General features: G+C 40.1%; 23 protein-coding genes and 2 pseudogenes. 12 read left to right on the top strand and 13 right to left on the bottom strand.

What is annotated here, in order from left to right; all coding sequences use genetic code 11:
- The first annotated feature begins 73 nt into the window (after nt 1-73).
- Entirely contained in the window at nt 74-1,009 is a 936-nt protein-coding gene (locus HYG88_RS03730) for a hypothetical protein (protein ID WP_005162139.1), read from the top strand.
- Nucleotides 1,010-1,164: 155 nt separating this feature from the next.
- On the opposite strand, the gene HYG88_RS03725 is transcribed toward HYG88_RS03730, so the two are convergent.
- From HYG88_RS03725 to HYG88_RS03715, 3 genes are all read right to left on the bottom strand, one after another.
- Complete coding sequence (locus HYG88_RS03725) at nt 1,165-1,752, bottom strand: dual specificity protein phosphatase family protein (RefSeq protein ID WP_005162137.1); 588 nt, start codon at nt 1,750-1,752, stop codon at nt 1,165-1,167.
- Nucleotide 1,753: 1 nt separating this feature from the next.
- A complete protein-coding gene (locus tag HYG88_RS03720; RefSeq protein WP_005162136.1) occupies nt 1,754-2,563 on the bottom strand; it encodes an MBL fold metallo-hydrolase in 810 nt (269 codons plus the stop codon).
- Nucleotides 2,564-2,863: 300 nt separating this feature from the next.
- Nucleotides 2,864-3,499, bottom strand: a complete 636-nt coding sequence (locus HYG88_RS03715) for a peroxiredoxin (RefSeq protein ID WP_178882610.1) — start codon at nt 3,497-3,499, stop codon at nt 2,864-2,866.
- Nucleotides 3,500-3,836: 337 nt separating this feature from the next.
- Between HYG88_RS03715 and secA the strand changes: the two genes are divergently transcribed.
- Together secA and HYG88_RS03705 are read left to right on the top strand one after the other, a co-directional pair.
- Nucleotides 3,837-6,572, top strand: a complete 2,736-nt coding sequence (gene secA / locus HYG88_RS03710) for a preprotein translocase subunit SecA (RefSeq protein ID WP_178882609.1) — start codon at nt 3,837-3,839, stop codon at nt 6,570-6,572.
- A 145-nt stretch (nt 6,573-6,717) separates the two neighbouring features.
- Nucleotides 6,718-7,092 carry a hypothetical protein gene (locus HYG88_RS03705; protein WP_005162130.1) on the top strand — a complete coding sequence of 125 codons (375 nt, stop codon included), beginning with the start codon at nt 6,718-6,720 and terminating at the stop codon, nt 7,090-7,092.
- A 41-nt stretch (nt 7,093-7,133) separates the two neighbouring features.
- Here HYG88_RS03705 and lpxO read toward each other — a convergent pair whose 3' ends face one another.
- From lpxO to HYG88_RS03690, 3 genes are all read right to left on the bottom strand, one after another.
- The gene (gene lpxO / locus HYG88_RS03700) at nt 7,134-8,039 is read right to left on the bottom strand and encodes a lipid A hydroxylase LpxO (RefSeq protein WP_005162128.1); all 906 of its coding nucleotides are present in this window, start codon (nt 8,037-8,039) and stop codon (nt 7,134-7,136) included.
- A 156-nt stretch (nt 8,040-8,195) separates the two neighbouring features.
- Nucleotides 8,196-9,506, bottom strand: coding sequence for an MFS transporter (locus tag HYG88_RS03695; protein ID WP_005162126.1), 1,311 nt, complete (start codon nt 9,504-9,506; stop codon nt 8,196-8,198).
- 100 nt (nt 9,507-9,606) lie between these two features.
- Entirely contained in the window at nt 9,607-10,248 is a 642-nt protein-coding gene (locus tag HYG88_RS03690; protein ID WP_005162123.1) for a hemolysin III family protein, read from the bottom strand.
- Between the two features lie 100 nt (nt 10,249-10,348).
- Here HYG88_RS03690 and HYG88_RS03685 point away from each other — a divergent pair, with 100 nt between their 5' ends.
- Both HYG88_RS03685 and HYG88_RS03680 read left to right on the top strand, forming a co-directional pair.
- Nucleotides 10,349-11,560, top strand: coding sequence for an SAM-dependent methyltransferase (locus tag HYG88_RS03685; protein WP_005162120.1), 1,212 nt, complete (start codon nt 10,349-10,351; stop codon nt 11,558-11,560).
- A 17-nt stretch (nt 11,561-11,577) separates the two neighbouring features.
- Nucleotides 11,578-12,003 (top strand): annotated as a pseudogene (locus tag HYG88_RS03680) (GNAT family N-acetyltransferase).
- Nucleotides 12,004-12,072: 69 nt separating this feature from the next.
- Here HYG88_RS03680 and HYG88_RS03675 read toward each other — a convergent pair.
- The 3 genes from HYG88_RS03675 to HYG88_RS03665 form a co-directional block, all read right to left on the bottom strand.
- Nucleotides 12,073-12,312: a hypothetical protein gene (locus HYG88_RS03675; RefSeq protein WP_005162113.1), complete on the bottom strand. Its 240-nt coding sequence runs from the start codon at nt 12,310-12,312 to the stop codon at nt 12,073-12,075.
- Nucleotides 12,313-12,579: 267 nt separating this feature from the next.
- Nucleotides 12,580-13,434, bottom strand: a complete 855-nt coding sequence (locus tag HYG88_RS03670) for a patatin family protein (protein WP_005162111.1) — start codon at nt 13,432-13,434, stop codon at nt 12,580-12,582.
- A gap of 66 nt (nt 13,435-13,500) precedes the next feature.
- Entirely contained in the window at nt 13,501-13,722 is a 222-nt protein-coding gene (locus HYG88_RS03665; RefSeq protein WP_004664735.1) for a hypothetical protein, read from the bottom strand.
- A 266-nt stretch (nt 13,723-13,988) separates the two neighbouring features.
- On the opposite strand from HYG88_RS03665, the gene HYG88_RS03660 reads away from it, so the two are divergent.
- Nucleotides 13,989-14,276 carry a hypothetical protein gene (locus tag HYG88_RS03660; protein WP_005162108.1) on the top strand — a complete coding sequence of 96 codons (288 nt, stop codon included), beginning with the start codon at nt 13,989-13,991 and terminating at the stop codon, nt 14,274-14,276.
- Between the two features lie 90 nt (nt 14,277-14,366).
- On the opposite strand, the gene HYG88_RS03655 is transcribed toward HYG88_RS03660, so the two are convergent.
- Nucleotides 14,367-16,502: a 3-hydroxyacyl-CoA dehydrogenase NAD-binding domain-containing protein gene (locus tag HYG88_RS03655; protein WP_178882608.1), complete on the bottom strand. Its 2,136-nt coding sequence runs from the start codon at nt 16,500-16,502 to the stop codon at nt 14,367-14,369.
- Between the two features lie 146 nt (nt 16,503-16,648).
- Nucleotides 16,649-17,854 (bottom strand): acetyl-CoA C-acetyltransferase, encoded by a 1,206-nt coding sequence (locus HYG88_RS03650; RefSeq protein WP_178882607.1) that lies wholly within the window; start codon nt 17,852-17,854, stop codon nt 16,649-16,651.
- Between the two features lie 186 nt (nt 17,855-18,040).
- Between HYG88_RS03650 and HYG88_RS03645 the strand changes: the two genes are divergently transcribed.
- Nucleotides 18,041-18,271 carry a hypothetical protein gene (locus tag HYG88_RS03645; protein ID WP_218647829.1) on the top strand — a complete coding sequence of 77 codons (231 nt, stop codon included), beginning with the start codon at nt 18,041-18,043 and terminating at the stop codon, nt 18,269-18,271.
- Nucleotides 18,272-18,350: 79 nt separating this feature from the next.
- Here HYG88_RS03645 and HYG88_RS03640 read toward each other — a convergent pair whose 3' ends face one another.
- Complete coding sequence (locus tag HYG88_RS03640; protein ID WP_005162097.1) at nt 18,351-19,364, bottom strand: AraC family transcriptional regulator; 1,014 nt, start codon at nt 19,362-19,364, stop codon at nt 18,351-18,353.
- A gap of 213 nt (nt 19,365-19,577) precedes the next feature.
- On the opposite strand from HYG88_RS03640, the gene HYG88_RS03635 reads away from it, so the two are divergent.
- The 5 genes and pseudogenes from HYG88_RS03635 (at nt 19,578) to HYG88_RS03615 (ending at nt 23,744) form a co-directional block, all read left to right on the top strand.
- Nucleotides 19,578-20,696, top strand: coding sequence for a CaiB/BaiF CoA-transferase family protein (locus tag HYG88_RS03635; RefSeq protein WP_178882606.1), 1,119 nt, complete (start codon nt 19,578-19,580; stop codon nt 20,694-20,696).
- Between the two features lie 88 nt (nt 20,697-20,784).
- Nucleotides 20,785-21,015 (top strand): annotated as a pseudogene (locus HYG88_RS03630) (hypothetical protein); the annotation flags it as partial.
- 173 nt (nt 21,016-21,188) lie between these two features.
- Nucleotides 21,189-22,832: a nitrite/sulfite reductase gene (locus tag HYG88_RS03625; RefSeq protein WP_005162090.1), complete on the top strand. Its 1,644-nt coding sequence runs from the start codon at nt 21,189-21,191 to the stop codon at nt 22,830-22,832.
- Entirely contained in the window at nt 22,825-23,310 is a 486-nt protein-coding gene (locus HYG88_RS03620) for a DUF934 domain-containing protein (RefSeq protein WP_005162082.1), read from the top strand. Before HYG88_RS03625 ends, HYG88_RS03620 begins: the two co-directional genes overlap by 8 nt.
- Before the next feature lie 80 nt (nt 23,311-23,390).
- Nucleotides 23,391-23,744 (top strand): multidrug efflux SMR transporter, encoded by a 354-nt coding sequence (locus HYG88_RS03615; RefSeq protein WP_005162078.1) that lies wholly within the window; start codon nt 23,391-23,393, stop codon nt 23,742-23,744.
- 45 nt (nt 23,745-23,789) lie between these two features.
- On the opposite strand, the gene HYG88_RS03610 is transcribed toward HYG88_RS03615, so the two are convergent.
- Nucleotides 23,790-24,233, bottom strand: a complete 444-nt coding sequence (locus tag HYG88_RS03610; protein WP_005162075.1) for a VOC family protein — start codon at nt 24,231-24,233, stop codon at nt 23,790-23,792.
- Between the last annotated feature and the right edge of the window lie 36 nt (nt 24,234-24,269).

Genomic DNA, 24,269 nt, shown 5'->3' with positions numbered 1-24,269 from the left:
TAGATCAAAGCTGGAAAGCGTCTGGTTTTGACCTTGTTACAAGTGTTCTATTTCTGCGGGCAGTGAGTACAAGATGAGTAGCGGCTTTAAGATATTAGAACACTTTATATTTTCAGAGGATTCGAGTGTTAGTGCACTTTCTGGCGCGGCTTGTGTGGGGGATGATCTCTACTTGGTTGGAGATGATGTGGGTTTCTTACTCAAAACCGATCGAAAAAATAACATCAATCGTGCGACTAATTTTGAAAAAATTCCATTATTTGAACAGCCTAAGCATACGACACTAACGGTATTTAGTAAAAAAACTAAACCAGACTTTGAAGCGCTTAGCTGTATTCGCTTTGACGGACAACCTCAGTTACTAGTGATGGGTTCAGGTTCTACAGAAAATCGAAAAAAAGCATTATTGTATAATCCAGCTGATCATCAGGTTCATGTTTTACTTGATACCTCGGATTATGATTTCCTAGAACATTGTTTGGCGTTGACTGGTGGCGCTGATCTCAATATAGAAGCAGTTTGTTCAGATCAAAACAATTTATACATTTTTCAACGTGGCAATATCAATCGTTTTCATGGTGTTTTAGTCTTTGATTTAATAAAAATTCAAAATGGAAAATCATTAGAATGTGCGCTCAAAAAATCATTCAATCTGACATTACCAGAGCTTGAAGGGGCAGCAAGTGGTATTTCTGATGCTTATTTTTTTGTGGAGAAAAATCTAATTGTTGCCACTGCTGCGGTTGAGCAAACATTAAATACTTATGATGATGGCGCGGTGCTAGGCAGTTTTATTTTGGTGTTATCGCCTGAGGGAAAAATTTTATATACACATCTGATTCAGGATTCGAAAGGACAAACTCTTGCTATTAAAGTAGAAGGAATTACATGGTTAGAGTCGACATCGGATGGTGAGGTATTTTTATTGGTCACGGATAGCGATGGTGGTGATTCTGAAGTTTTTAAACTATTACTTAGCAACTCTGTTTTTGCCAATTCTTCACGTTAGTCCGTATTTCTTAACTTACCATTCAACTTATAAAATTAGGTTTTTTAAAAGCCCAATAAAAAATGCATAAAACCCAAAAATTAAAGAAACAAATCTTACACGTCTAAGCTCTATCTCTCTAAAAATTGGATTTAATCTAAAACTCATCTCGCAATCTAAATAGATGCTGGATTCGAAAGTTGTTGTTGAATCCATTTTATATTTTCAGGGGTGAAAAGGTGGTCAATATTTTTCCAAATAATATGATAGCCGTATCCTCCTTGTTTCATTTCTTTAACCGCATCTTCAATTGCCCAATGCTCAAAAATAATTCGATACATCGCAATTGTGGCACCAGTTCGATCTGAGCCATGATAGCAATGCACTAGGATTTTCTGGTTTTGTTGTTTAGCAGTTTGAATAACACGCATTGCTTCTAACAAGTCTTTACGATTGATTGCCCAAGTATTGATTGGAATGTGTACCAGATTAAAAGGCTGATCTTTTAAAACTTTGGCATCTTCATTTCTAGCTCTCAAATTGATAATCGTATTAATTTGATGAGCTTCAAGGCTTGGGATCAAATCAATACTCGGCTGTTCGCTACGAAAAACATCTGAACTAATTTGATAAAAATTATGAGTGTTAGAAATAAGAGTTCCCCAATTTTGAGGACGTTGGTCTTTTTCTAAACTCGAATGCTGCATACACCCAGAAACATTAAGCGTTGATAAAAGAACAACAGTGATAAGCGCTTTTTTCATATTATTGATAACGATCAAATTCAACAGGATCATGCGCACAAATTAACTCAATACTCGGTTCATGTTGAGCCAGATATTGTAACTGTTTAAGGTTATGTAACCTTTGTCGATTATCTTCTGCCAATAAACGTTCAGTAAAATCTAAGGCTCTCAATTTGTTTTTTGGATTGAGTTCTAAATGGGTGTAATACGCATCACCACAGAATAAAATCCAGCCTTCAGCTTTTTTAATTGCAATACCACAATGTCCAGCAGTATGACCAATCAATGGAATCATCAATATTTCATCTTGGAAAAAAGGAAGACCTTGAACCCTTTTTAAATTAAACCAAGCTTCACCATTGGTATGTTCAGCAAAATTCCAATGACGATGTTGTTTAAATTGTTCAGTTTTATAACGAAGTTTACCTTTGGCTGTTAATGTCTGTGTTGCATTAAACTCGGAAGCTAAAATATGCACGGTTGCATTAGGAAAATCTGAGATACCACCTGCATGATCAAAATCAAGATGTGTGACAAAGATATGTTGCACATCTTCAGGGCGTAAACCTAATTTTTGAATTTGTTCGATGGCACTTAATTTGAGATTGGGCACAATCGAACCAAATTGAGTCAGTAATGAACCTAGACGTTGTTCAGTGTGCAAATAGTCCTGTGTACCCAAGCCTGTATCAATTAAAACCAGACCTCGATCAGTTTCAATAAGTAGGCAATGACAAACTAGATGTGCTTTCCAGCCTTTCTGTCCAAATAGGGGAGCACAAACAGGGCAGAAGCTTCCGCAATGGAGATGATGGATGTTATAAATCATCGTGATTGTTATTCTATTTTGAAGAGAATTATTTTTATAACGTATCGACTAAAAAATACCAACAAGTTTTTATTTTGCGATTTAAAAAGCCTATCGGGTCGATAGGCAATAGAGTTTGTTATTCAGATTCAATAGTTTTTTACTGTTCGACTTGCGTTTGTAAAAAGTATTGTTTGTTTCATGTACGACGCACTTCGTTTGTCTTGCGCTGCGTTTGAAGCCTTTAGTCGGCTTCAATCTTTTAACTCACAGCATAGCTGTTTCGACTTGCGTTCGTAACGAGCGTTTCTCGTTTGATCCTCACTCAGGTTGTGGTGTTAAACGTAGATAAGGTTTCACTGCGGTATAGCCTTGAGGAAAGCGTTGTTTAATTTCCTCTTCATCTTTCAACGACGGTACAATGACGACATCTTCGCCATGTTGCCAATTTGCAGGTGTTGCGACTTTATGTTTATCTGTTAGCTGTAATGAATCAACCACTCGCAACACTTCATTAAAGTTACGACCTGTTGAGGCTGGATAAGTAATAATCAAGCGGACTTTTTTATTCGGATCAATAATGACCAGTGAGCGAACAGTTAAGGTCTCACTCGCATTTGGGTGGATAAAACCATATAGTTCAGAAACTTTACGATCTTTATCCGCAATAATTGGAAAGTTGACCTTAGTATTTTGTGTTTCATTAATATCTTGAATCCAGCTTTTATGCGATTCAACATCGTCGACTGAGAGTGCAATTGCTTTGACGCCACGCTTTGTAAATTCATCTTTCAGTTTAGCGGTGAAGCCAAGCTCAGTGGTACAAACTGGGGTGAAATCCGCTGGATGTGAGAATAAAATGCCCCAGCTGTCGCCTAAAAATTGATAAAAATCAATATGACCGTCGCTAGAGTCTTGTTGGAAATTCGGGGCGATATCACCTAAACGTAATGTCATTTAATTAGTCCTCAATACATTATTGATGTTTTATGTGTGTATTTAATATGCAGGAATCACTTTATAAATAAAATTATTGTTTTTTCATTTTGTTATGAGAATTTAAGATAATTGAATGTAGCGAAGCTAAAAAATTGATCATAAATTCACACGCAAAGCGATGTAAGTTAAATCCAAATTTGCTACATTAACGCTCTTTAGTTGTGTGATGTCAGAATCGCCTCGCAGTTTTTTTACCTGTTTGGATGCAAAGCCCTTGTAGTTCTTATTTCTGACTCCATAATAACAGCTAAGAAAAAATTACTTATTTAAACAAACAGGATTAGAGAGTTTATTCATGTTGGCAAGTCTGATCGGAGGTATCTTCGGTACAAAAAATGAGCGTGAGCTCAAACGCATGCGTAAAATTGTTGAACAAATTAATGCGCTTGAACCGACGATATCTGCTCTTAGCGATGCAGACCTCTCTGCAAAAACTCCAGAATTCAGACAGCGTTTTAGCAACGGTGAAAGTTTAGATAAATTGATGCCTGAAGCCTTTGCAGTCTGCCGTGAAGCAGCAAAACGGGTTATGGGTATGCGTCACTATGATGTGCAGCTCATTGGTGGTATTACCTTACATGAAGGTAAAATTGCTGAGATGCGTACAGGTGAAGGAAAAACCCTCATGGGTACTTTGGCTTGCTATCTCAATGCATTGAGTGGTCAAGGTGTTCATGTGATTACGGTAAATGATTACTTGGCGCAACGTGATGCTGAGCTGAATCGTCCGTTATTTGAATTTTTAGGTCTTAGCATTGGCGTGATTTATTCAATGCAAATGCCAGCCGAAAAAGCTGAAGCTTATTTCGCCGATATTACTTACGGTACCAACAACGAATTTGGTTTCGATTATCTACGTGACAACATGGTATTTTCTCTACAAGAGAAAAAACAACGTGGCTTAAGCTATGCGATCATCGATGAAGTTGACTCAATCCTGATTGATGAAGCACGTACACCACTCATTATTTCTGGACAAAGTGAAGATTCATCTCATTTGTATCAGTTGATTAATAGTATTCCACCAATACTACGTCCACAGAAAGAAGAAAAAGTGGCTGATGGTGGACATTTCTGGGTAGATGAGAAACAGCGTACAGTTGAAATGACTGAAGTGGGTTACGAGACTGTTGAACAAGAATTAATTCGTATGGGATTGTTGGCTGAGGGTGAGAGTCTTTACTCAGCGACCAATTTGAATTTGGTTCACCATGTGACTGCTGCAATTCGCGCGCATTACTTATATCAAAAGAACGTACATTATATTATTGGCGTAAATCCACAGACTCAAAAAGAAGAAGTCATTATTGTGGATGAAAGTACTGGTCGTACTATGCCGGGTCGTCGTTGGTCTGAAGGTTTGCACCAAGCAGTTGAAGCCAAAGAGAACATGGAAATTCAACCAGAAAACCAAACTTTGGCAACCACGACTTTCCAAAATTATTTCCGACTTTATAAAAAGCTTTCAGGTATGACAGGTACAGCTGATACTGAAGCTGCTGAAATGAAAGAAATCTATGGTTTAGATGTTGTTATTATCCCAACTCACCGTCCGATGGTGCGTAAGGATCATAACGATTTAATTTATTTAAATCGTAATGGTAAATACAATGCCATTATTGAAGAGATCAGTAATATTCGTCAAAAAGGTGTTGCGCCGATTTTGATTGGTACGGCAACGATTGAAGCAAGTGAAATATTATCTTCAAAACTGCTGCAAGCAGGGATTCATCATGAAGTTTTGAACGCAAAACAACATGAGCGTGAAGCAGATATTATTGCGCAAGCAGGTAGCACAAATGCCGTCACGATTGCAACCAACATGGCGGGTCGTGGTACGGATATTTTGCTGGGTGGTAACTGGAAAGCAAAACTTGCCAAAATTGAAAATCCTACCCCTGAAGACGAAGCTCATTTACAAGCACAATGGGAAAAAGATCACGAAGATGTGTTAAATTCTGGTGGTTTACATATCATCGGTTCGGAACGTCATGAATCTCGTCGTATTGATAACCAGCTTCGTGGTCGTGCAGGTCGTCAAGGTGACCCAGGTGTATCACGCTTCTATTTATCACTTGAAGATGATTTGATGCGTATCTTTGCGGGCGATCGTGTCGTTGCGATGATGCGTGCAATGGGCTTGCAAGAAAATGAAGCCATTGAGCACAAAATGGTGAGTCGTTCGATTGAAAATGCGCAGCGCAAAGTTGAAGCACGTAACTTTGATATTCGTAAAAATCTATTGAAGTACGACGATGTAAATAATGAACAACGTAAAATTATTTACTCACAACGTGATGAGATTTTGGCAGAAAGTACATTACAAGATTATATCGAAGAGATGCATAAAGAGGTGATGAAAGGGGTAATTGCGAACTTCATTCCACCTGAATCAATCCATGATCAATGGGATATTCCTGGTCTAGAAACTGCTTTACGCACGGATCTAGGTATCGAGCTTCCTGTACAGCAGTGGTTAGATCAAGATCGCCGCTTGGATGAGGAAGGTTTGATTGCGCGTATTTCTGATGAAGTAATTGCACGTTATCGTCAACGCCGTGAGCAAATGGGTGATGAGTCAGCCGCAATGCTCGAACGTCACTTTATGTTGAATTCACTTGATCGTCATTGGAAAGATCATTTAGCAGCGATGGATTATTTACGTCAAGGGATCCATTTACGTGGCTATGCTCAGAAAAATCCTGAGCAAGAGTATAAGAAAGAAGCGTTTAATTTGTTCGTGAATATGCTGGGTATTATTAAATCAGATGTTGTAACTGATCTATCCCGCGTTCACGTACCAACAGCAGAAGAGTTGGCTGAATTAGAAGCTCAGCAACAACGTCAAGCTGAATCTATGCGTCTTTCTTTTGAACATGATGATGTTGATGGTTTAACAGGTGAAGTGACGATTTCTGAAGAGAGTGGTAGCTTATCTGGAAATGCAGTATTTCCAGTGCCAGAAAGCCGTAATGCGCCATGCCCATGTGGTTCAGGTTTAAAATATAAACAATGTCACGGTAAAATTTAAAATTTTGACTTAGTTTGTATTCAAATGAAAAGCAGAGCATTTGCTCTGCTTTTTTACGAGAAGTAACTTGTGTCTAGAGCAACTTTGTAGTTTTATTATGAGAATTATCCTCCTTAATTGGATTCGCATTAAAAGCGGGAAGACAATGAAAAAGCCATTACAACTTTTAATTTTAGCGAGTGCTGCATTATCTGGCGTTGCACTTGCAGACAACGTTCCTCAAACGACTACGGTCGATAAAGTGCTTGCAGCAAAAGGAGCGACTACTGCTGATGCACAGGTTAAACGTGAAGTTACCACTGTGATTAGCCCACGTACTGGTATTCGTTATACTCTAGGTGATACAGGTAATCGTCCAATCGTGTTGCAAACTGCGGCAATTGCACCTGCAAACTCTGCCAATATTAATCGTATTGTTGCATCTAATCCTGCTTTATCAGCAAGAAGCCAAGAGAAAGCAAAAGTTGCTTTAATCGGTGAAGCGGCAGTGCAAACGGCGAGTGCTCATCCACCCAAATAAATATTTAATGTCAAAAAAAGAGATGCTCAGCATCTCTTTTTTTATAAAAAGCTAGGTAAAAGTATTAGACCAATAATAATGCCGAATAATAACCATTTAGACACATAGTACAAACGACGATTACGTTGTTTTAATTCACGACCATAGGCGTGTACAGCATAGCCATATTTGAAGATGCGATTAATGAAACCAGTTTTATCTTGATCATCATTGGGTGAACTTGCAGCAGACATTACGTTTCGTCCGAACCAATGATTTACTTTCTGTGCCCAACCCCATTTCATTGGACGTTCAATATCACAGAATAAGATAATACGTGTTTCATCTGTTTGATTATGTGCCCAATGAACATAAGTTTCATCAAAAACAGTGGCTTCACCATCTCTCCAAGAATAACGCTCCTGATCGACTTCAATGAAACAGTCATCGCTATTCGGTGTGACTAAACCTAAGTGGTAGCGAACAGAGCCCGCATAAGGATCACGATGTTTCCCAAGATAACTACCAGATGGTAATTCAGTAAACATGGCAGCTTTGACAGAGGGAATACTTTCCAACAGAGCGACTGTTTTAGGGCAGAGTTGTTGTGCTGATGGGTGGCTATCTTGATACCATTTCAGATAAAAGCGTTTCCAACCGCGTTTAAAAAAAGTATTAAAACCAGCATCATTATTTTTTTCTGAAGCTTTAATTTGATTTTGAAGTTGGATCGCTTCTTCTCGAATCACTTGCCAGTTATCTTGTAATGGTTTCAGTTCTGGGAATTGCGCCACATCAAAGAACGGTTGGTTTGGGAGTTTTGAAAAACCCGTCATAAACATGTTAACTGGGGCTAGGAATGTAGAATGGTCGAATAATTGTCGAGATGCTTTTAATCGTTCCTTGCCACGATAATAAGTGTATAGGAAGCTGACTAAAAATACGGCAACGATAATCACTGCGTACATATATACAGTCGTCTAAAAAATAGGAGGTAGGTATTTTAGCACAAAAAATATTTTGCAGAATGTTGTTGTTAGACCAAGTGTAAAAGGTTTGAAATTGCCCGATGAATGGTTATCGGATGATTAATTAAGTAAATCATCCGAGAATAAGAGGTATGATTAAATTTGGTTATTTACATCATCATTTTTGGTTTCACGAATCAGTAAAAACGCGATTAAAGAGAGAATGGATGCCAAACTGAGATATAAACCAACGGCACCCAGACCATAGTTTTCTGCCAGTTTGGTGGCGATATAAGGGGCAAAAGACGCACCAAAAATACCTGCCAAATTGAATGTCAAGGCTGAACCTGTGTAGCGTACTGAGGTTGGGAAAATTTCAGAAAGTACAGTGCCAATCGGGCCATAAGTCAGTCCCATGATGGAAAGGCCAATACAGAGGAACAGGAACACCAGTATTGGGTTGCCTGAACCTAGTAATGGCGCAAAGCATAATCCGAACAGTGCTGAAAGTACGCAGACAGCAATCGAGGTATTTTTACGGCCAAACTTCTCTGCAAAAATCGCAGACAGTGGAATAAATGCTGCAAAGCATAGCGTGGCAATCAACTGTAAGCCAAGAAAATCACCGCGCGCATAACCGAGTTGAGTGGTTCCCCAGTTCAATGCAAACACGGTGGTGAGATAGAACACTACGAAGGTACAGATTGCGGCAATGGTGCCCAATACCAACATCGGGAAATGTCTGGTCATAACTTCTTTGAAAGGGACATTGACCTCTTTCTGCTTATTCAACACTTTCTGGAAAGCAGGGGTTTCATGCAGTTTTAAACGGATATACAAACCGACCAACACCAGAATTGCACTGGAGATAAATGGAATACGCCAGCCCCATGTCATAAAGGCCTGTTCAGACATAAAGGCATTCAGCAGGAGGAATGAACCTGTTGCCAGAATAAAGCCAATCGGTGCGCCAAGCTGTGGAAACATGCCATACCATGCACGTTTACCCTCTGGGGCATTTTCAGTGGCAAGTAGAACCGCGCCACTCCATTCACCGCCCAAGCCTAAGCCTTGTCCTAAACGGCATAAGGCAAGTAGCAATGGGGCAACAATGCCAATCTGGGCATAGGTTGGAAGCAGCCCGATACAGACAGTGGAAATTCCCATAGTGAGCAGGGCGGCAACCAGTGTGGCTTTACGCCCGATCCGATCACCCAGATGTCCAAAAATCGCCGCACCAATCGGGCGGGCAATAAAGGCGATGGCAAAGGTTGCCAGTGATTTGAGTACCGCAGCGCCATCACTGCTTTCAGGAAAAAATAAATGGGGGAAAATCAGCACTGCCGCTGTGGCGTAGATATAAAAGTCGAAAAACTCAATCGTAGTACCCACCAGACTGGCAAATAATACCCGTACCTTTGAATTACTGGCCACTTCAGTGGTGACAGTCGTAGCGTTTGACGACATACAAAACCTTAATGTGATTTATTCAGGAAACAGTAAAACCTGTCCTGAAATTTCTTTTGAATGCGGAATTTACCCAGCAAGCTGCCTGCGATGCATGGATTTATAATACATAGCAATAGATCGCTAAAAAGTGTAAACCTGCCCCTAATAGCACAAAAACATGCCAAATTGCGTGGCTATATCTTACCTTTTTTAAGGCATAAAACAATGTGCCAACCGTATACGCCAGTCCGCCTGCGATCAGAAGTTGTATTGCATCTCTGGAAAGATAGCGTTGCATGTCATCCATCACCAGAACGGCCAGCCAACCCATGATCAGATAGGCTGCCAGTGATACTTTCTGGAAGCGGTGAATAAACACCAGCTTAAACAATGTTCCAATCAGTGCAATGATCCAGAGGGCGATCAGTAGGTAATGTGCTTTCGCCGTTGGAATACCAATACTAAGGAAAGGCGTGTAGGTTCCAGCAATTAAATAATAAATGGCGGTATGATCCAGTTTTTTATACCAATAACGTTTACGTTCGTCCTGAGCAAAGTGATACAACATGGAGCTGCTGAGCAATAACACCAGACTCAGACCATAGACCCATAAGCTGATCCATTGTCCCAAAGGTAAACCATAGCCTTTCACAATCAGAAAAATGGCGGCAATCAATGCCAGTACTGCACCCAGGCCATGACTATAGGCATTGATCAGTTCTTCCTGTGGATCATAATCGAGTGGAGAGGTTGAAGCCATTTATAGCTCATCTGAATAAAAATACAACTGTATCGTAATGCAATTTCCCTTTTAAAGTAAGACGCTTTAGAATTTAGTTTCTATTTGTCAGGTTTTCACTATGTTTGCGCCGAAATTTTCTTTTGAACAGGAACAGCAGTTTTTCTTGGATATCCAGCAATCTATTGAAAATAAAAACTTTGAACGGCTGATTCTCAGTCAGTACAAGGGTGATCTGGCAGATCTGGAAAAAATGACTTTTCGCATGATTGAGTTGCAGGGGCAGGCAACCTTGTCTTGCCTGTATCACCACACCACTCAGGACATCACCAAAAACTATGCAATTGCTGAGGGGCTGGAGAAAATAGCAGACTTATTGGCGCAGTCTAAACAGGCAAATCTTTTTACGCTGGATCAGGATATGCAACTGAAAAAAAATAAAAAGAAAGCCATGCTGAATATCCAGAAAAAACAGGCTTCAGCAGTGAAGGTGGAACAGCATAACCGTGAAAAACAACGTTATGTACAACAGCAAAGCACGTTTTTAAAGCATCTCGGTATTACCGATGAAAAAGGACAGATCATTCCAAGCATGGCACGTAAGTGGAAGCAGATTAATAAATTTATTGAAATCTTTTCAAATGCCTATGAACAGATTGACGCTTCGCAACAGCAATTAAATATCGTTGATTTTGGTTCAGGTAAAGGTTATTTAACTTTTGCATTGTATGATTATTTACAGTCGCAACAAAAAACACCATTGATCACAGGAGTGGAATTGCGTTCCAACTTAGTCGAGTTTTGTCAGAATGTAGCTGATCAGGTAGGTTTCAATCATCTTGATTTCTTTGAAGGTGATGTACGTAGTTATCAACCTGAGAAATTGGACGTGATGATTGCTTTACATGCCTGTGATATTGCCACCGATTTTGCGATTCATACGGGTATTCGTCTGAATGCTTCAATGATTATGTGTGCGCCATGTTGTCATAAAGAACTTCGCCCACAATTACATAGCCCAGAAGTATTACAGCCGATGCTGCAATTTGGTATTCATGCGGGGCAACAGGCTGAAATGTTGACGGATACCCTACGTGCCTTATTACTGAAAGCATATGGTTATGAAACCAAAGTATTCGAGTTTGTTGCCTTAGAACATACCAGTAAAAATAAAATGATTTTGGCGACGAAACGTAAAGCACTTCAACAGCCTGATCCAAAAATTATGCAACAAATCCAAGCCTTAAAAGCCATGTATGGCATTGAAAAACAAAGCCTAGAATTATTATTGCAGGATCAGATGCCAGTCGAAAATATTGGCTGCAAATGTTAATCGAGTCTGGGGATTGTATGTATCAGGTCAAACACGGATGTTGGGATCAATTACAGCAAGATGCTAAATTGATCCGAACGCAGGTTTTTATTTGTGAACAAGGCATCACCGAAGCAGATGAGTGGGATGATCAAGATGTGATTTCTCAGCATTTTGTAATCTATGATCAAGATCAGCCGATTGCCACAGCGCGTTTGTTGCAGAACCACAGTGTAGGGCGAGTGGCTGTTGTTAAAGTCTATCGGGGGTAAGGTCTTGGACAAATGATTATGCTAGAAATTATTAGTTATGCTCAAAAGCAAGGTCTATCAGTATTGACATTATCCTCTCAAGTCCATGCGATCTCATTCTATGAAAAGCTAGGTTTTACTGTACAAGGTAATCCATATGATGAGTGCGGAATTTCGCACATTGAAATGACGATGAATCTAAATACTTTATAAATGAAAATCGTGTTGAGAGGCCTTACTCAACGGATCGTGATCAAGATGATATAAGCTCATATTTTGATGCTACTTTTGTTGGTTATGCTCAATAACTTCTGATGCAGCAGAAGCATGTTCATGTTGAGCAAGCTCTTTCTCTTGTTGGGCTTTACGTTGTGCACTAGGCATGTAATCAGGTTCTTGAGACATTGCTAAATAAAAAAAGCTGAGAAATATGGTACTTAATACGCCCACAATAATGACAAACTTCCATCCTAATACCGTTTCTTCATTTGAGTTTTTTTGTGGTGATGGTTGATTGCTCATAATAAATTCCAAAAATTAAAATTTTAAGGTTGCAGCATTAATCAATAAAACTAATAAAGCCTTAAATATTATATGGTTTTAAAATTACTTTGGGGAATTTATTTATATTTTGTATTGGATTCAATGCGTAAGAGGTCTGCAAAAGTCAGTTAAAAAAATCGCATTGTAGATATTAAAAATAGAAAAAAGCATAAATGATTGAATAATTGGGGATAGAAATAACCAAATTATTCAATCATGATTCATTCAAGATTTGACCGTGCAGCCTCAGAGGCGCTTCCAATCCTCAATCGCTTTTAAGCCTGTTTCGATCCCGACATCGTAGCTATAGCGGATTTTTGCTTTATTTTTAGAAAGTCGACCTGCCATGTTTTTTAGATCAGGGGGGCAAACTTCAAGAATTTGTTGTTTTGACGCTGAGCGAACAAATTGCACCGAATCATTGTAACGTTGAGTTCTGTTGAGCAAGCTTTGTGCAAAACCACGTTTTTGTTTAAACACATATTTAGCAAGCAACTGATCACCTTTGCTGCTAGCTTTATAATAATTCTTTGGTCGTGTTCGCAATACCATAAGTTTCGAAACATCATGTTGCTGAGCAGCCCAATGTATTGGGAGGGCATCCGCAACGCCGCCATCAAAGTATGGCTCACCAAATACGTCAACGGCTTGACGTGTGAGGACAGGGATAGAACTAGATGCTCTTAATCCATCTAAAATATTGTCTTTAGATGCTCTGATATAAGTGGCTTCACCTGAAATCGCATGGGTGAGCACCATATAAAATTCAGGGTGATTTTCAAATAGATGTGTCTGATTTAAAGGATATTCTTTTTCAACTACATCCCACATCCATTTTAAATCCAATAAATCACCGCCTTTAAAGAAGCGACCGTAATGGATAAATTCAGAGCGAAGGGAATGATCTAAATAGATTTGTAGAGTACGGCCTTGCTGAGCAGCCAAGTAATTTGCGACATTGGTTGAACCAGAAGAAACACCAACACATAGGTCAAAAGGATTAAATTGTTGCTGTAAAAATGCATCTAAGACACCGCTGGTAAATGCACCACGCATTCCACCACCTTCAACAACCAGTGCCTGACGATTTTGGTGAAGCATTGAAAATCTCGAATAACATGATAAATCCCTGTTTAACACGGATTCATCATGATCGACAATAATATTTTAGTGATGATGTTCATGCTCCGCATGCATTGTTTCTGTTGTCATCGATGACTCTGACATTTCAGATTGAGCTGCTGCTTTCTTCTGATTCATTGGCATATAGTCTGGTTCGTTGTTCATCGCCAAGTAAAAAATCACCATAAAAAGAAAACTTAAAATACAGGTGATAATGAGTGCTTTCCAACCCCAAGGTGAGGTTTCTGGACAGAGTTTTTCAGACATAGGATTTTTCCTAAAGAGAGAAAATAAATAGCCTTATAGCATAAAAGTATAATTCACTCCGTGTGCAGATGTTAATAAGCAAATCAAAAATCGACTTTTGTCCAATATGGATTACAGGATCGGATTGTTAAAATAGTCATAGTATTCAATACAATGAACACAGATTCTTTCAAGGTAGATAAGAAATTGAGCCTTTTTAAAGGCTAATTATCTATTTTGAAGATCATAATAATATTGATGAAAAACAAAATGTGATGGAGAAAAGAATGATTTTGGATTCAACGGATACGGATATTTTTGCAGCTGTTACGCAGTTTTATGTACGTTTAAGACGGGTAACGGGGCGTGTGGTTGATGTGCTTTATATGGTGGAAAATCAAGAATATGCACAGCATCTCATTGATTATGCTAAAACAATAGATGATACTGAGTTGCAAAGCCATGTGAATCATCTCACACGATCTTTTAATCTCGTGAAAGTGCCAGTTGTGGTAGAACAACCTGAGCAAGTTGTGGAACGACCTGTGCCTCAAAGAGTTTGGTTCTTAGGTTAAACCTTACTTTTTAAAGATCTAAAATAAATATTCCTCCCCCTTTGATCAAAGAGGGAGGACATACAAACAGCTTAGTTTAGAAGCGTCATACTATTTAAATACTTCACCTGATTCAGCATGTTTTCTAAGTAATGCAGGTGCTATAAAGCGTTCGCCATATTTAGAAGCTAATTTTTCTGAGCGCTGTAGAGATTGCTTAACGCCGTTTTGATTGAGGAATTGAATCGCTCCTCCTGTCCACGGTGCGAAACCGATTCCAAAAATCGAGCCGACATTGGCATCAATGACTGATTCTAGAACGCCTTCCTCATAGCAGCGTAAAGTATCGAGTGCCTGAACAAACAAGAAACGATCAATCATATCTTGTTCGGAAATATCATTGGCTTTCGTCCAGCGGCTGAGTCCATCCCACAAATGTTTTTTGCCATTTTCGGGATATTCATAGAAGCCTGCACCCGCTGCCTTACCTTTACGATTCAGCTCGTGAATCATGGTGTGAACCACTTCATCTACAGGAGTTTTTGGTAATTCCTTACCCTCAGCCTGTAAGGCTTTACGGGTTTCACTCGCAACATGTTCAGTCAGAGTCAAAGAAACCTCATCCTGAATCGCAAGAGGCCCCACAGGCATACCTGCTTTGAGCGCTGCCATTTCGATTTTCGCTGGATGCACGCCCTCAGCAAGTAGGCGCATACCTTCCTGAATGAATGTACCAAAGACACGACTGGTAAAGAAACCACGGCTATCATTCACCACAATTGGCGTTTTAGCAATTTGTTGTACAAAGTCATAAGCCTTCGCCAATGTTTCAGCAGAAGTTTCTTTGCCTTTGATGATTTCGACCAATTGCATTTTGTCGACAGGGCTAAAGAAATGTAAGCCAATAAAGTTTTTGGCATCTTTACTTGCTGTTGCTAGACCTGTGATTGGTAAGGTAGACGTATTCGATGCAAAGATTCCACCTTCAGCTAAATACTGTTCAGCTTCTTGAGTCACCTTAGCTTTGAGTTCCTGATTTTCAAACACAGCTTCGATGATTAAATCACAGCCCTGCAAGTCTGCCGCATCGGCTGTTGCTGTAATCAGTGCTAACACTTGATCGCGTTTTTCCGCTGACATACGACCCTGTGAAACACGTTTATCAAGTAGCTTTTGCGAGTAAGCTTTGCCTTTCTCAGCATTTTCTACAGATACGTCTTTGAGTACGACAGGAATGCCTTTGATTGCGGTTGAGTAGGCAATCCCTGCACCCATCATACCTGCACCTAAAACACCGACTTTCTTCGCTTGCCATTTAGCAATTTCAGCAGGACGACTCGCACCTGATTTAATTGCATTTAGACCATGCCAGAATGTACCGATCATGTTCTTGGAAATCTGACCTACTGTCAGTTGTGTAAAGTAACGTGATTCAATACGAAGCGCGGTATCTACATCGACTTGCGCACCTTCAACTGCGGCAGCCATGATTGCTTCAGGTGCAGGGTAGCAACCTTTGGTTTTGTCACGTAGCATGGCAGGGGCAATTGCAAGCACTTGTGCAACCGCAGGCGTTTTAGGATCACCACCAGGGATTTTGTAGCCTTTCACATCAAATGGTTGCTGTGATTTTGGATTAGCTTTCACCCAAGCAATCGCTTTTTCCAACAGCTCTTGTTCATTCTCGGCGGTGTCATGTACCAAGCCGAGAGATTTTGCTTTATCGACACCAAATTGCTTACCTTCCATAAGAAAAGGAAATGCATTTTGTAAGCCGAGCAGACGCACCATACGCACGATACCACCGCCACCAGGAAGTAGACCTAAAGTCACTTCAGGTAAACCAAATTTAGTTTTTGGATCATTGATCGCAATACGATAATGACAACCTAAAGCGATTTCCCAGCCACCGCCAAGCGCCGTACCATTTAATGCGGCAACAACAGGCACACCTAAAGTTTCGATTGTACGTAAGTCACCTTTGAGTTTTTCAATCATCTTGAAAAATTCAGTGGCATGTTCAGGTTGTACCTGAATCAGCTCATCTAAGTCACCACCAGCAAAGAAGGTTTTCTTAGCTGAGCGGAAAATAATGCCTTGCAGATCAGTTTCAGCTTTCAGTTTTTGACTGACTTCATCTAAAGCATCACGGAACTCTGCATTCATGGTATTTGCAGATTGACCCGATGAATCAAGGGTAAGAATTACAATATTGTCAGCGTTTTTTTCGTATTTAATAGCGCTCATACATCATCGTCCTAAATTTATTTCTTAAAAACGCTGGCGAAGCAGCGCTTGCGAGGCGGAAATATTTGAAAAAAGCGCAGTTTACGAGGTGTAAATGAGCATTTTTGAAAGTGTTTCCAACGTGGCAAGATCAATGCAGCCAGTTTTTATACCAACTCAATGATGGTGGCAATCCCCATACCACCACCGACACATAATGTTGCTAGACCACGTTTTTTACCTTGACGCTCTAATTCATCTAACAAAGTTCCTAGAATCATGGCACCAGTTGCCCCTAATGGATGTCCCATCGCAATCGCACCACCATTGACGTTGACTTTCTCAGCAGGAACTTTCAGTTCTGTAATAAAACGCATTACCACGGCAGCAAAAGCTTCATTCACTTCAAATAAATCAATATCGTCGATGTTCAAGCCTGCTTTTTCTAATGCTTTACGTGCAGCAGGGGCAGGACCAGTCAACATAATGGTTGGATCTGTGCCGACCAATGCGGTTGCCAGCACTTTGGCACGAGGTTTTAAGCCTTGCTCTTTAACTGCTTTCTCAGAAGCCAATAACACCACCGCAGCACCATCAACGATCCCTGATGAGTTGCCTGCATGATGAACATGATTAATTTTTTGTGCTTCAGGATACTTCTGTAATGCGACCGCATCAAAGCCCATTTGACCCATCATTTCAAAGCTAGCATTCAGTTTTGCTAAACTTTCAACGGTGGTATTGCCCTTGATAAATTCATCTTTTTCTAAAATCATCACACCTGAATGATCTTTCACAGGCACAACGGATTTATCGAAATAACCATTTGCTTGAGCAGCAGCAGCCTTTTGTTGTGAACCAACTGCGAAAGCATCCACATCTGCACGGCTATAACCATCTAAAGTCGCAATCAGGTCAGCACCCACACCTTGTGGGACAAAAGACGATTTCAAATTGGTTTCTGGATCAAGCGCCCATGGACCACCATCAGAACCCATCGGGATACGTGACATTGATTCTACACCACCCGCAACCACAACATCTTCCCAGCCTGAACGAACTTTTTGTGCTGCCAAGTTCACCGCTTCTAAACCAGAAGCACAGAAACGGTTGATTTGTACGCCAGCGACATCATCATTCCAACCTGCGGCAATCGCAGCAGTTTTGGCAATATCCCCACCTTGATCACCAATCGGTGTCACACAACCGAGAACGATATCATCGACTTTAGATGTGTCGAGTTGATGGCGTTGTTGTAATTCATTCAATAATGTTGTGAGTAAAGTAATTGGTTTTACTTCATGTAATGAGCCGTCTTTTTTTCCTTTTCCGCGTGGTGTGCGAATGGCATCAATAATATAGGCCTCGCTCATAGCTGTTCCTTGTATTGCCTTAAATTAAAATCATTGTGCTTCGAGTGTACTCAATTTAACTGGCAGTGCAATGATGATAAACATTGGCAAGTGTGATGTTTTTCGCCAATTTTAATCGTTAAAATGGCATGCATAAATAAAATAAGGAAAACACCATGAGTCAAATCCAGTTTTTTAGCAGTCAGGTTGGGGGGAATACAGTTAGAGGTTAATCTGGAACAGGAGACTGTTTGGTTAAGTCAGGCACAGATGGCAGAGTTGTTTGGCACAAAACGCCCTGCAATTACCAAACATTTGGGAAACATCTTTAAAGTTGGTGAACTTGAACAAAGTTCAGTATGTTCCATTTTGGAACATACTGCGAGTGATGGCAAAATTTATCACACTCAGTTTTATTTTATTGAAAGAGATTGTTGAATAATAAAGAGATCGGTCCGTATTCTCAAAGTCAGCGGAGTAGATAGCCTGAGCTTTCAGACTATCTATATGCAGTGATTTATAAATGCTGTCCGTGTAGCTGGCGATATAAACCAGGCGTAACACCTGTCCATTTCTTGAAGGCACGGTGGAAGGTACTGGTTTCGCTAAAGCCAACTTGTTGAGCAACATCTTCAAGGGTAAGGTTTGGTGTTAATAATAAATGAATTGCGGCATCACGACGTAAGGCATCTTTGACCCCTTGATAGCTTTTACCTTCCGCAGCCAAACGACGACGCAATGTTTGAGGTGATAAATACAACATTGATGCAACATCATTGAGGGTTGGCATTTCTTCACCAATTTGGCTCTTCAATACATCACGGATACGTGAAGTGAGTGAGTTGGTATTCTTGAATTTTACCAGTAATTGTGCAGGTGCCGCTTTCAAAAACTCTTCTAAGGTTTTGTCATCTTGGCGTATTGGTAAATCTAGATAATCAGCAGCAAATGTGATTTCCGTACGTTGTGCATCGAATTGCATCACAGGCGCAAAGAACAGCGCATCATATTCATCGGCGTGGTTAGGGCGTTCATAGCCAAAATGAACACGTTCCAGTGGCAGGCGGCGTTCGATTAACCATGATGCAAGTCCATGCCAAATCATCAGCATGCTTTCAGTAATAAAATGATCAGGGTCAAGCGCTTTAGGAATGTGAGGCACTAAACGTGCTTCATGCTTGTCACGTTCCAAGCTTACCGACCATTCATCTCCAAACAATTTATAGAACTGGGAGGAGAGTTCCAGTGCCTGTCCAAGTGTTTTCGAATGTATGATTAATTGGCACATAATGGCAAATGTACCTAAACGACGAGGTTGTACATCAAAACCTACGTGTTCATCTTGAGTGACCATCCATAACATTTTAACAAAGCGGGTGTATTGCTCAGGGGAGATTCGCGCTTTGGGTTGACGCAACAGTTCTGCCTCAATTCCAACATGTGAAAGTAATGTTTCAACGTCCATGCCAAGGCGTTTAACACCTGTTAAAGCCGCATTCACGAAGTGGATGCTGATCGTATCACGGCTCATATTGAATCCTTCAGTTTCTTTACTATTCACGATAATTGACCTAAATAACCGTCTAAAATATCTAATTGAGCAATTGACAAGAAAAAATATTGCTTACTAAGTACATGTTAAATTGCCGAAACGATCAAGGTAAATGGCTGAACATGACATTGTTTTTGTGTTTATCCGAACCTAGTATAAAAGAAAATTTGAACAAATCGAGTAAAAATTATTATGCCAACCGCTTTAAAGGGATTGAAAGTTCTGGATTTTTCAACGTTATTGCCTGGACCATTTGCCAGCATGTACCTTGCCGACATGGGTGCAGAAGTGATCCATGTGGAATCTCCAACGCGTCCAGATCTCGTGAGAATTATGCCACCCTATGCCAATGGGCAAGCCACAGCACACAGTTATCTGAATCGAAATAAACAGTCGATTGCGCTTGATCTAAAAGAGCCAAACAATATTGAACTGATCAAAAATAAAATTTCTGAGTTTGATATTGTCTTGGAACAGTTCCGTCCTGATGTCATGCGCCGTTTAGGTTTGGACTATGAGACTTTGGCAGAGATTAATCCACGTTTAATCTATTGCTCGATTACGGGATATGGCCAAACAGGAAGTTATAAAGATCGTGCTGGGCATGATATTAACTATCTGGCCCTTGCAGGGATTTCTGGGCATAGTGGCCGTCAAGATAGTGGCCCACCACCACTTGGAATTCAAATTGCGGATGTGGCAGGTGGTTCTTTGCATGCGGTGATTGGTATCTTAGCTGCGGTTGTTGAGCGTCAACGTAGTGGTCTTGGACAATATATTGATATTTCCATGACAGATTGTGTGGCAAGTTTAAACAGTATGGCTGCTTCTGCAAGTTTGGCAGGGCAAACACCGCAAGCACCAGAACAAGGGATGTTAAATGGTGCGAGTTTTTATGATTATTATGAAACCAAAGATGGGCGTTATTTCTCAGTCGGAAGTTTAGAACCACAATTTATGGCGGGTTTATCAGCAGCTTTGGAATTGCCAATCTTAATGGTAAAAGGTGCTTCATTTGACTCTGAAGACCGCCAAGCGGTGAAACAAGCATTACAAGAAAAGTTTAAAAGCCAAGATTTTGTAGTATGGCAGCAACTTTTTAAAACCTTAGATATTTGTGTGGAACCTGTCTTGAGCCTTGACGAAGCATTGGTTTCTCCAATTGCTGAACAACGTGGTTGGGTCGTGGATGTACCATTATCTGAAAATAGTGAACAAACCGAAGCGCAATTGGCATGTCCAATTAAGTTCTCACGTTCACAAATTAAATATGCCTTTATTGGTCAGGGTCTAGGTGAGGGTAAGTGGTAGGTAATATGTGATATTTATCACTGGATTGTTAAGATGTTGTATAGATCTACTTCGATCTCAATAAAATTCTAGGTTGACAAGATACTGAGGCGCAGTGATGTTCGTTGCAGTAAGCCAAGATAATTATCTTCGTGCATTCAATGTTTCAAATGGCGATAAGTTATCGGAAGCACGTTTACCTGCGGGTAGACAGGTGACTCGAATAACCTATGAAATCAATGGCAAGCAATATGTGGTGATTATAGCGGGTGGGCATGGTTCATTTGGGACGAAAAAAGGTGATTATTTAGTCGCTTACACATTGCCAGATAAGAACTAATTTCATTTAGAAAATGATTGTAAAAGCTCAGATTTGTCTGAGCTTTTTCTATTTGCGGCAATTAGATAGGCTTATCAATAAAATCGTTATTAAATATGCAAAAAAAGCATTTTGTTGATGAATAAAAGCTCGCTATGCTAGTCACCTTTATAATGAATGACTAGCCATACGCCATGTATTTATATACGGATTTCGATCAACAACTGATTAACCAACGTGTTGCTCAGTTTCGCGATCAAACAGAACGCTATTTAGCAGGAAAATTAACAGAAGACGAATATCGTCCATTACGTTTGCAAAATGGTCTGTACGTGCAACGTTATGCACCTATGCTCCGTATCGCTGTGCCGTATGGCTTGATGAATACTAAACAACTCAGAAAAATTGCTGAAATTGCGACTGAATATGATCGTGGTTATGCCCACGTTTCAACTCGTCAAAATATTCAGTTGAACTGGCCTGCTTTAGAAAATGTACCTGATATTCTTGCTGAGCTAGCAACAGTACAAATGCATGCAGTACAAACCTCAGGTAACTGTATTCGTAATACCACGACTGATCAGTTTGCAGGTGTGGTTGCAGGTGAGATTGCAGACCCACGTCCGACGTGTGAATTGATTCGTCAGTGGAGTACTTTCCATCCTGAATTTGCGTTCTTGCCACGTAAGTTCAAGATTGCAGTTTCTGCTTTAGAAGAAACAGATCGTGCTGCAACAGCTTTCCATGATATTGGTGTTTATATCGTTCGCAATGAAGCGGGCGAAATGGGCTATAAAATCATGGTTGGTGGTGGCTTGGGCCGTACCCCAATCATTGGTAGCGTAATCCGTGAGTTCTTGCCACGTGAAGATTTGATTGCTTATTTAGAAGCGACTTTACGTGTCTATAACTTGCATGGTCGTCGTGATAACAAATACAAAGCACGTATTAAGATTTTGGTGAAAGCATTAACACCACAGGTATTTGCCGAAAAAGTTGAAGCCGAATTTGAACACACACGTGAAGCATTGAAGATTCAGCCTGAGATCTTGAAAAAATTAGATGAAGAATTCACTCCGTTTGATTATCAAGAGTTAGAAGATCAAGATTTCACAGCATTGTTTGCTGAATATCCTAAATTTAAACAATGGTTTAACGTCAACACCAATGCGCATAAAGTCAAAGGCTATCGTATTGTGACGATTTCCCTAAAACGAGCAGGCGTTGCCCCTGGTGATGTCACCAGTGAAGAAATGAACTTAATTGCAGATTTAGCAGATAAGTACACTTTTGGTGAGTTCCGTACAACACATGAACAAAATATTTCACTTGTGGATGTACCACAAAAAGATTTATTTGAATTATGGCAAACCTTAGAACAGAACAATATGGCACGTGCACATATTGGTTTTATTACCGATATTATTTGCTGTCCTGGCGGTGATTTCTGTTCATTGGCAAATGCGAAATCAATTCCAATTTCAGAAGCGATTAGCCGTCGTTTTGATGATTTAGATACGATCTATAATCTTGGTGAACTTGATCTGAATATCTCAGGCTGTATGAATGCTTGTGGTCATCACCATGTGGGTAACATTGGTATCCTTGGTGTAGATAAAAAAGGTGCAGAATTTTATCAAATCACGCTAGGCGGTAACGCGAATCATGATGCATCTATCGGTGATATCTTAGGACCATCGTTTGCTGCTGATGCCGTTCCTGATGTGATTGAGGAAATCCTCAATACCTACCTTGACTTACGTACTGAGGGTGAGCGTTTCATCGACACGTATCGCCGTGTTGGTATCCAGCCATTTAAGGAGCGTGCTTATGCTTAATACATCGCTACAAGTGCTTTTTAAAGATGGCACAATTACAGACAACAGCTATCAAGTGATTGCTGAAGAGGGTGGTGTTCCAGCAGGTGATGTTGTTTTAACAACAGCACAACTTGATCAATTGCCAAATGTACAGGGCAAAAAAGCGTTATACATTACTTTTAATGATTCACCTGAAACTCATCAATTTCCATTAAATGAATTAGATGCGATCTTCATTGAGTTCGCAGGTTTCAATGATGGACGTGGTTATTCATTTGCAGCATTATTACGCCGTCAAGGTTATCAAGGCGAGTTACGTGCTGTCGGTGATATCTTTAAAGATGTTTTAAACTATTTAAAACGTTCTGGCTTTGATAGCTTTGTTATCAAAGAGGGCAAGGATATTCACGAAGCGGCTGCTGGACTTCAGGATTTTACCCATCCTTATCAGGCTTCAACCGCAGTGCCACAAGCCAGTTACCAAACAGGTGCTTAAGCTCATTTAAGTGAAAAAGCTGAACTACGGTTCAGCTTTTTTATTGATGATGATTGAATCCAATAAATTGAAGAAAAACAATGCTGACCTTTATTGCAAAAATAAATCCTGGCGTGATATGGCTGCTTTTCGCCATCGCAACTGATGTGCTTTCCACTTTTTATTCTGCCAAAGGCAATGGATTGGTCAATAAGCTTGATCAGGGTATCGCTTTGGTTCTCTATATTGTTTCTTTTACTTGTGCGGCCATCGCCTTGAAATATATGCAGGCAGGCATTCTCTATGTGCTCTGGTCAGGAATTGGCGTGATCGCGACAGCCGCGTTGGCAAAGGTATTTCTGGGGCAGCATATTGATTTAGCAGGGTGGGTTGGGATTGGATTTATCACTATCGGATTAATGATTATTGCTCAGTATTCTAATATTGATGTTTAAGGGTACTATCAGAAAAGATTATTTTGATAGTACCTGATATGCTGCTTATATATCTTCAAGCTGACAATTGACCATCCACTTGATTCCGAACTGATCAGTGAAAGCACCATACAGTGCGCCCCAAAAGGTTTTTTCTAATTGCATTTCAATATGGCCACGTACAGAAAGCTGGTTGAATAAACGTCGTGCCTCCATTTCATCGTGTTCAATATTGATTGAAATATAATGATTGTTGCCTTGAGTGAAAATACTATTCGGAGAGCAGAACTGATCATTAACGTCTGAACCCATGAGTACGGTATATTCATTAATAGGTAAGGAAACATGCAGAATTAAGCATTTATCTGCTTCTGATAACATAACCCCTTCTGTAGGTGGCATATCACCATAGCGACTGATCATTGCGAACTCACCGCCAAAAACAGATTGGTAAAAAATAAATGCTTGTTCAGCTTGTCCTTTGAAATTGAGGTAATGGTTGAGCTGCATGAGGAAACTCCTTGTTGTTTTTTTATACAGCCCATA

This window comes from Acinetobacter sp. SwsAc4 (assembly GCF_013391535.1).
In the GTDB taxonomy this organism is placed as follows: domain Bacteria; phylum Pseudomonadota; class Gammaproteobacteria; order Pseudomonadales; family Moraxellaceae; genus Acinetobacter.
This window is presented reverse-complemented; position numbering and strand designations above follow the sequence as displayed.

Bases quoted from the DNA above. Each gene is read 5' to 3' on its own strand.
- HYG88_RS03625 (WP_005162090.1), top strand. From the start codon at position 21,189: ATGTATTTATATACGGATTTCGATCAACAACTGATTAACCAACGTGTT.
- HYG88_RS03615 (WP_005162078.1), top strand. From the start codon at position 23,391: ATGCTGACCTTTATTGCAAAAATAAATCCTGGCGTGATATGGCTGCTT.
- secA (WP_178882609.1), top strand. From the start codon at position 3,837: ATGTTGGCAAGTCTGATCGGAGGTATCTTCGGTACAAAAAATGAGCGT.
- HYG88_RS03715 (WP_178882610.1), bottom strand. From the start codon at position 3,499: ATGACATTACGTTTAGGTGATATCGCCCCGAATTTCCAACAAGACTCT.
- HYG88_RS03655 (WP_178882608.1), bottom strand. From the start codon at position 16,502: ATGAGCGCTATTAAATACGAAAAAAACGCTGACAATATTGTAATTCTT.
- HYG88_RS03620 (WP_005162082.1), top strand. From the start codon at position 22,825: ATGCTTAATACATCGCTACAAGTGCTTTTTAAAGATGGCACAATTACA.
- HYG88_RS03660 (WP_005162108.1), top strand. From the start codon at position 13,989: ATGATTTTGGATTCAACGGATACGGATATTTTTGCAGCTGTTACGCAG.
- HYG88_RS03730 (WP_005162139.1), top strand. From the start codon at position 74: ATGAGTAGCGGCTTTAAGATATTAGAACACTTTATATTTTCAGAGGAT.
- HYG88_RS03705 (WP_005162130.1), top strand. From the start codon at position 6,718: ATGAAAAAGCCATTACAACTTTTAATTTTAGCGAGTGCTGCATTATCT.
- HYG88_RS03720 (WP_005162136.1), bottom strand. From the start codon at position 2,563: ATGATTTATAACATCCATCATCTCCATTGCGGAAGCTTCTGCCCTGTT.
- HYG88_RS03725 (WP_005162137.1), bottom strand. From the start codon at position 1,752: ATGAAAAAAGCGCTTATCACTGTTGTTCTTTTATCAACGCTTAATGTT.
- HYG88_RS03610 (WP_005162075.1), bottom strand. From the start codon at position 24,233: ATGCAGCTCAACCATTACCTCAATTTCAAAGGACAAGCTGAACAAGCA.
- HYG88_RS03640 (WP_005162097.1), bottom strand. From the start codon at position 19,364: ATGAGCCGTGATACGATCAGCATCCACTTCGTGAATGCGGCTTTAACA.
- HYG88_RS03670 (WP_005162111.1), bottom strand. From the start codon at position 13,434: ATGCTTCACCAAAATCGTCAGGCACTGGTTGTTGAAGGTGGTGGAATG.
- HYG88_RS03695 (WP_005162126.1), bottom strand. From the start codon at position 9,506: ATGTCGTCAAACGCTACGACTGTCACCACTGAAGTGGCCAGTAATTCA.
- HYG88_RS03675 (WP_005162113.1), bottom strand. From the start codon at position 12,312: ATGAGCAATCAACCATCACCACAAAAAAACTCAAATGAAGAAACGGTA.
- HYG88_RS03685 (WP_005162120.1), top strand. From the start codon at position 10,349: ATGTTTGCGCCGAAATTTTCTTTTGAACAGGAACAGCAGTTTTTCTTG.
- HYG88_RS03635 (WP_178882606.1), top strand. From the start codon at position 19,578: ATGCCAACCGCTTTAAAGGGATTGAAAGTTCTGGATTTTTCAACGTTA.
- HYG88_RS03665 (WP_004664735.1), bottom strand. From the start codon at position 13,722: ATGTCTGAAAAACTCTGTCCAGAAACCTCACCTTGGGGTTGGAAAGCA.
- lpxO (WP_005162128.1), bottom strand. From the start codon at position 8,039: ATGTACGCAGTGATTATCGTTGCCGTATTTTTAGTCAGCTTCCTATAC.
- HYG88_RS03650 (WP_178882607.1), bottom strand. From the start codon at position 17,854: ATGAGCGAGGCCTATATTATTGATGCCATTCGCACACCACGCGGAAAA.
- HYG88_RS03690 (WP_005162123.1), bottom strand. From the start codon at position 10,248: ATGGCTTCAACCTCTCCACTCGATTATGATCCACAGGAAGAACTGATC.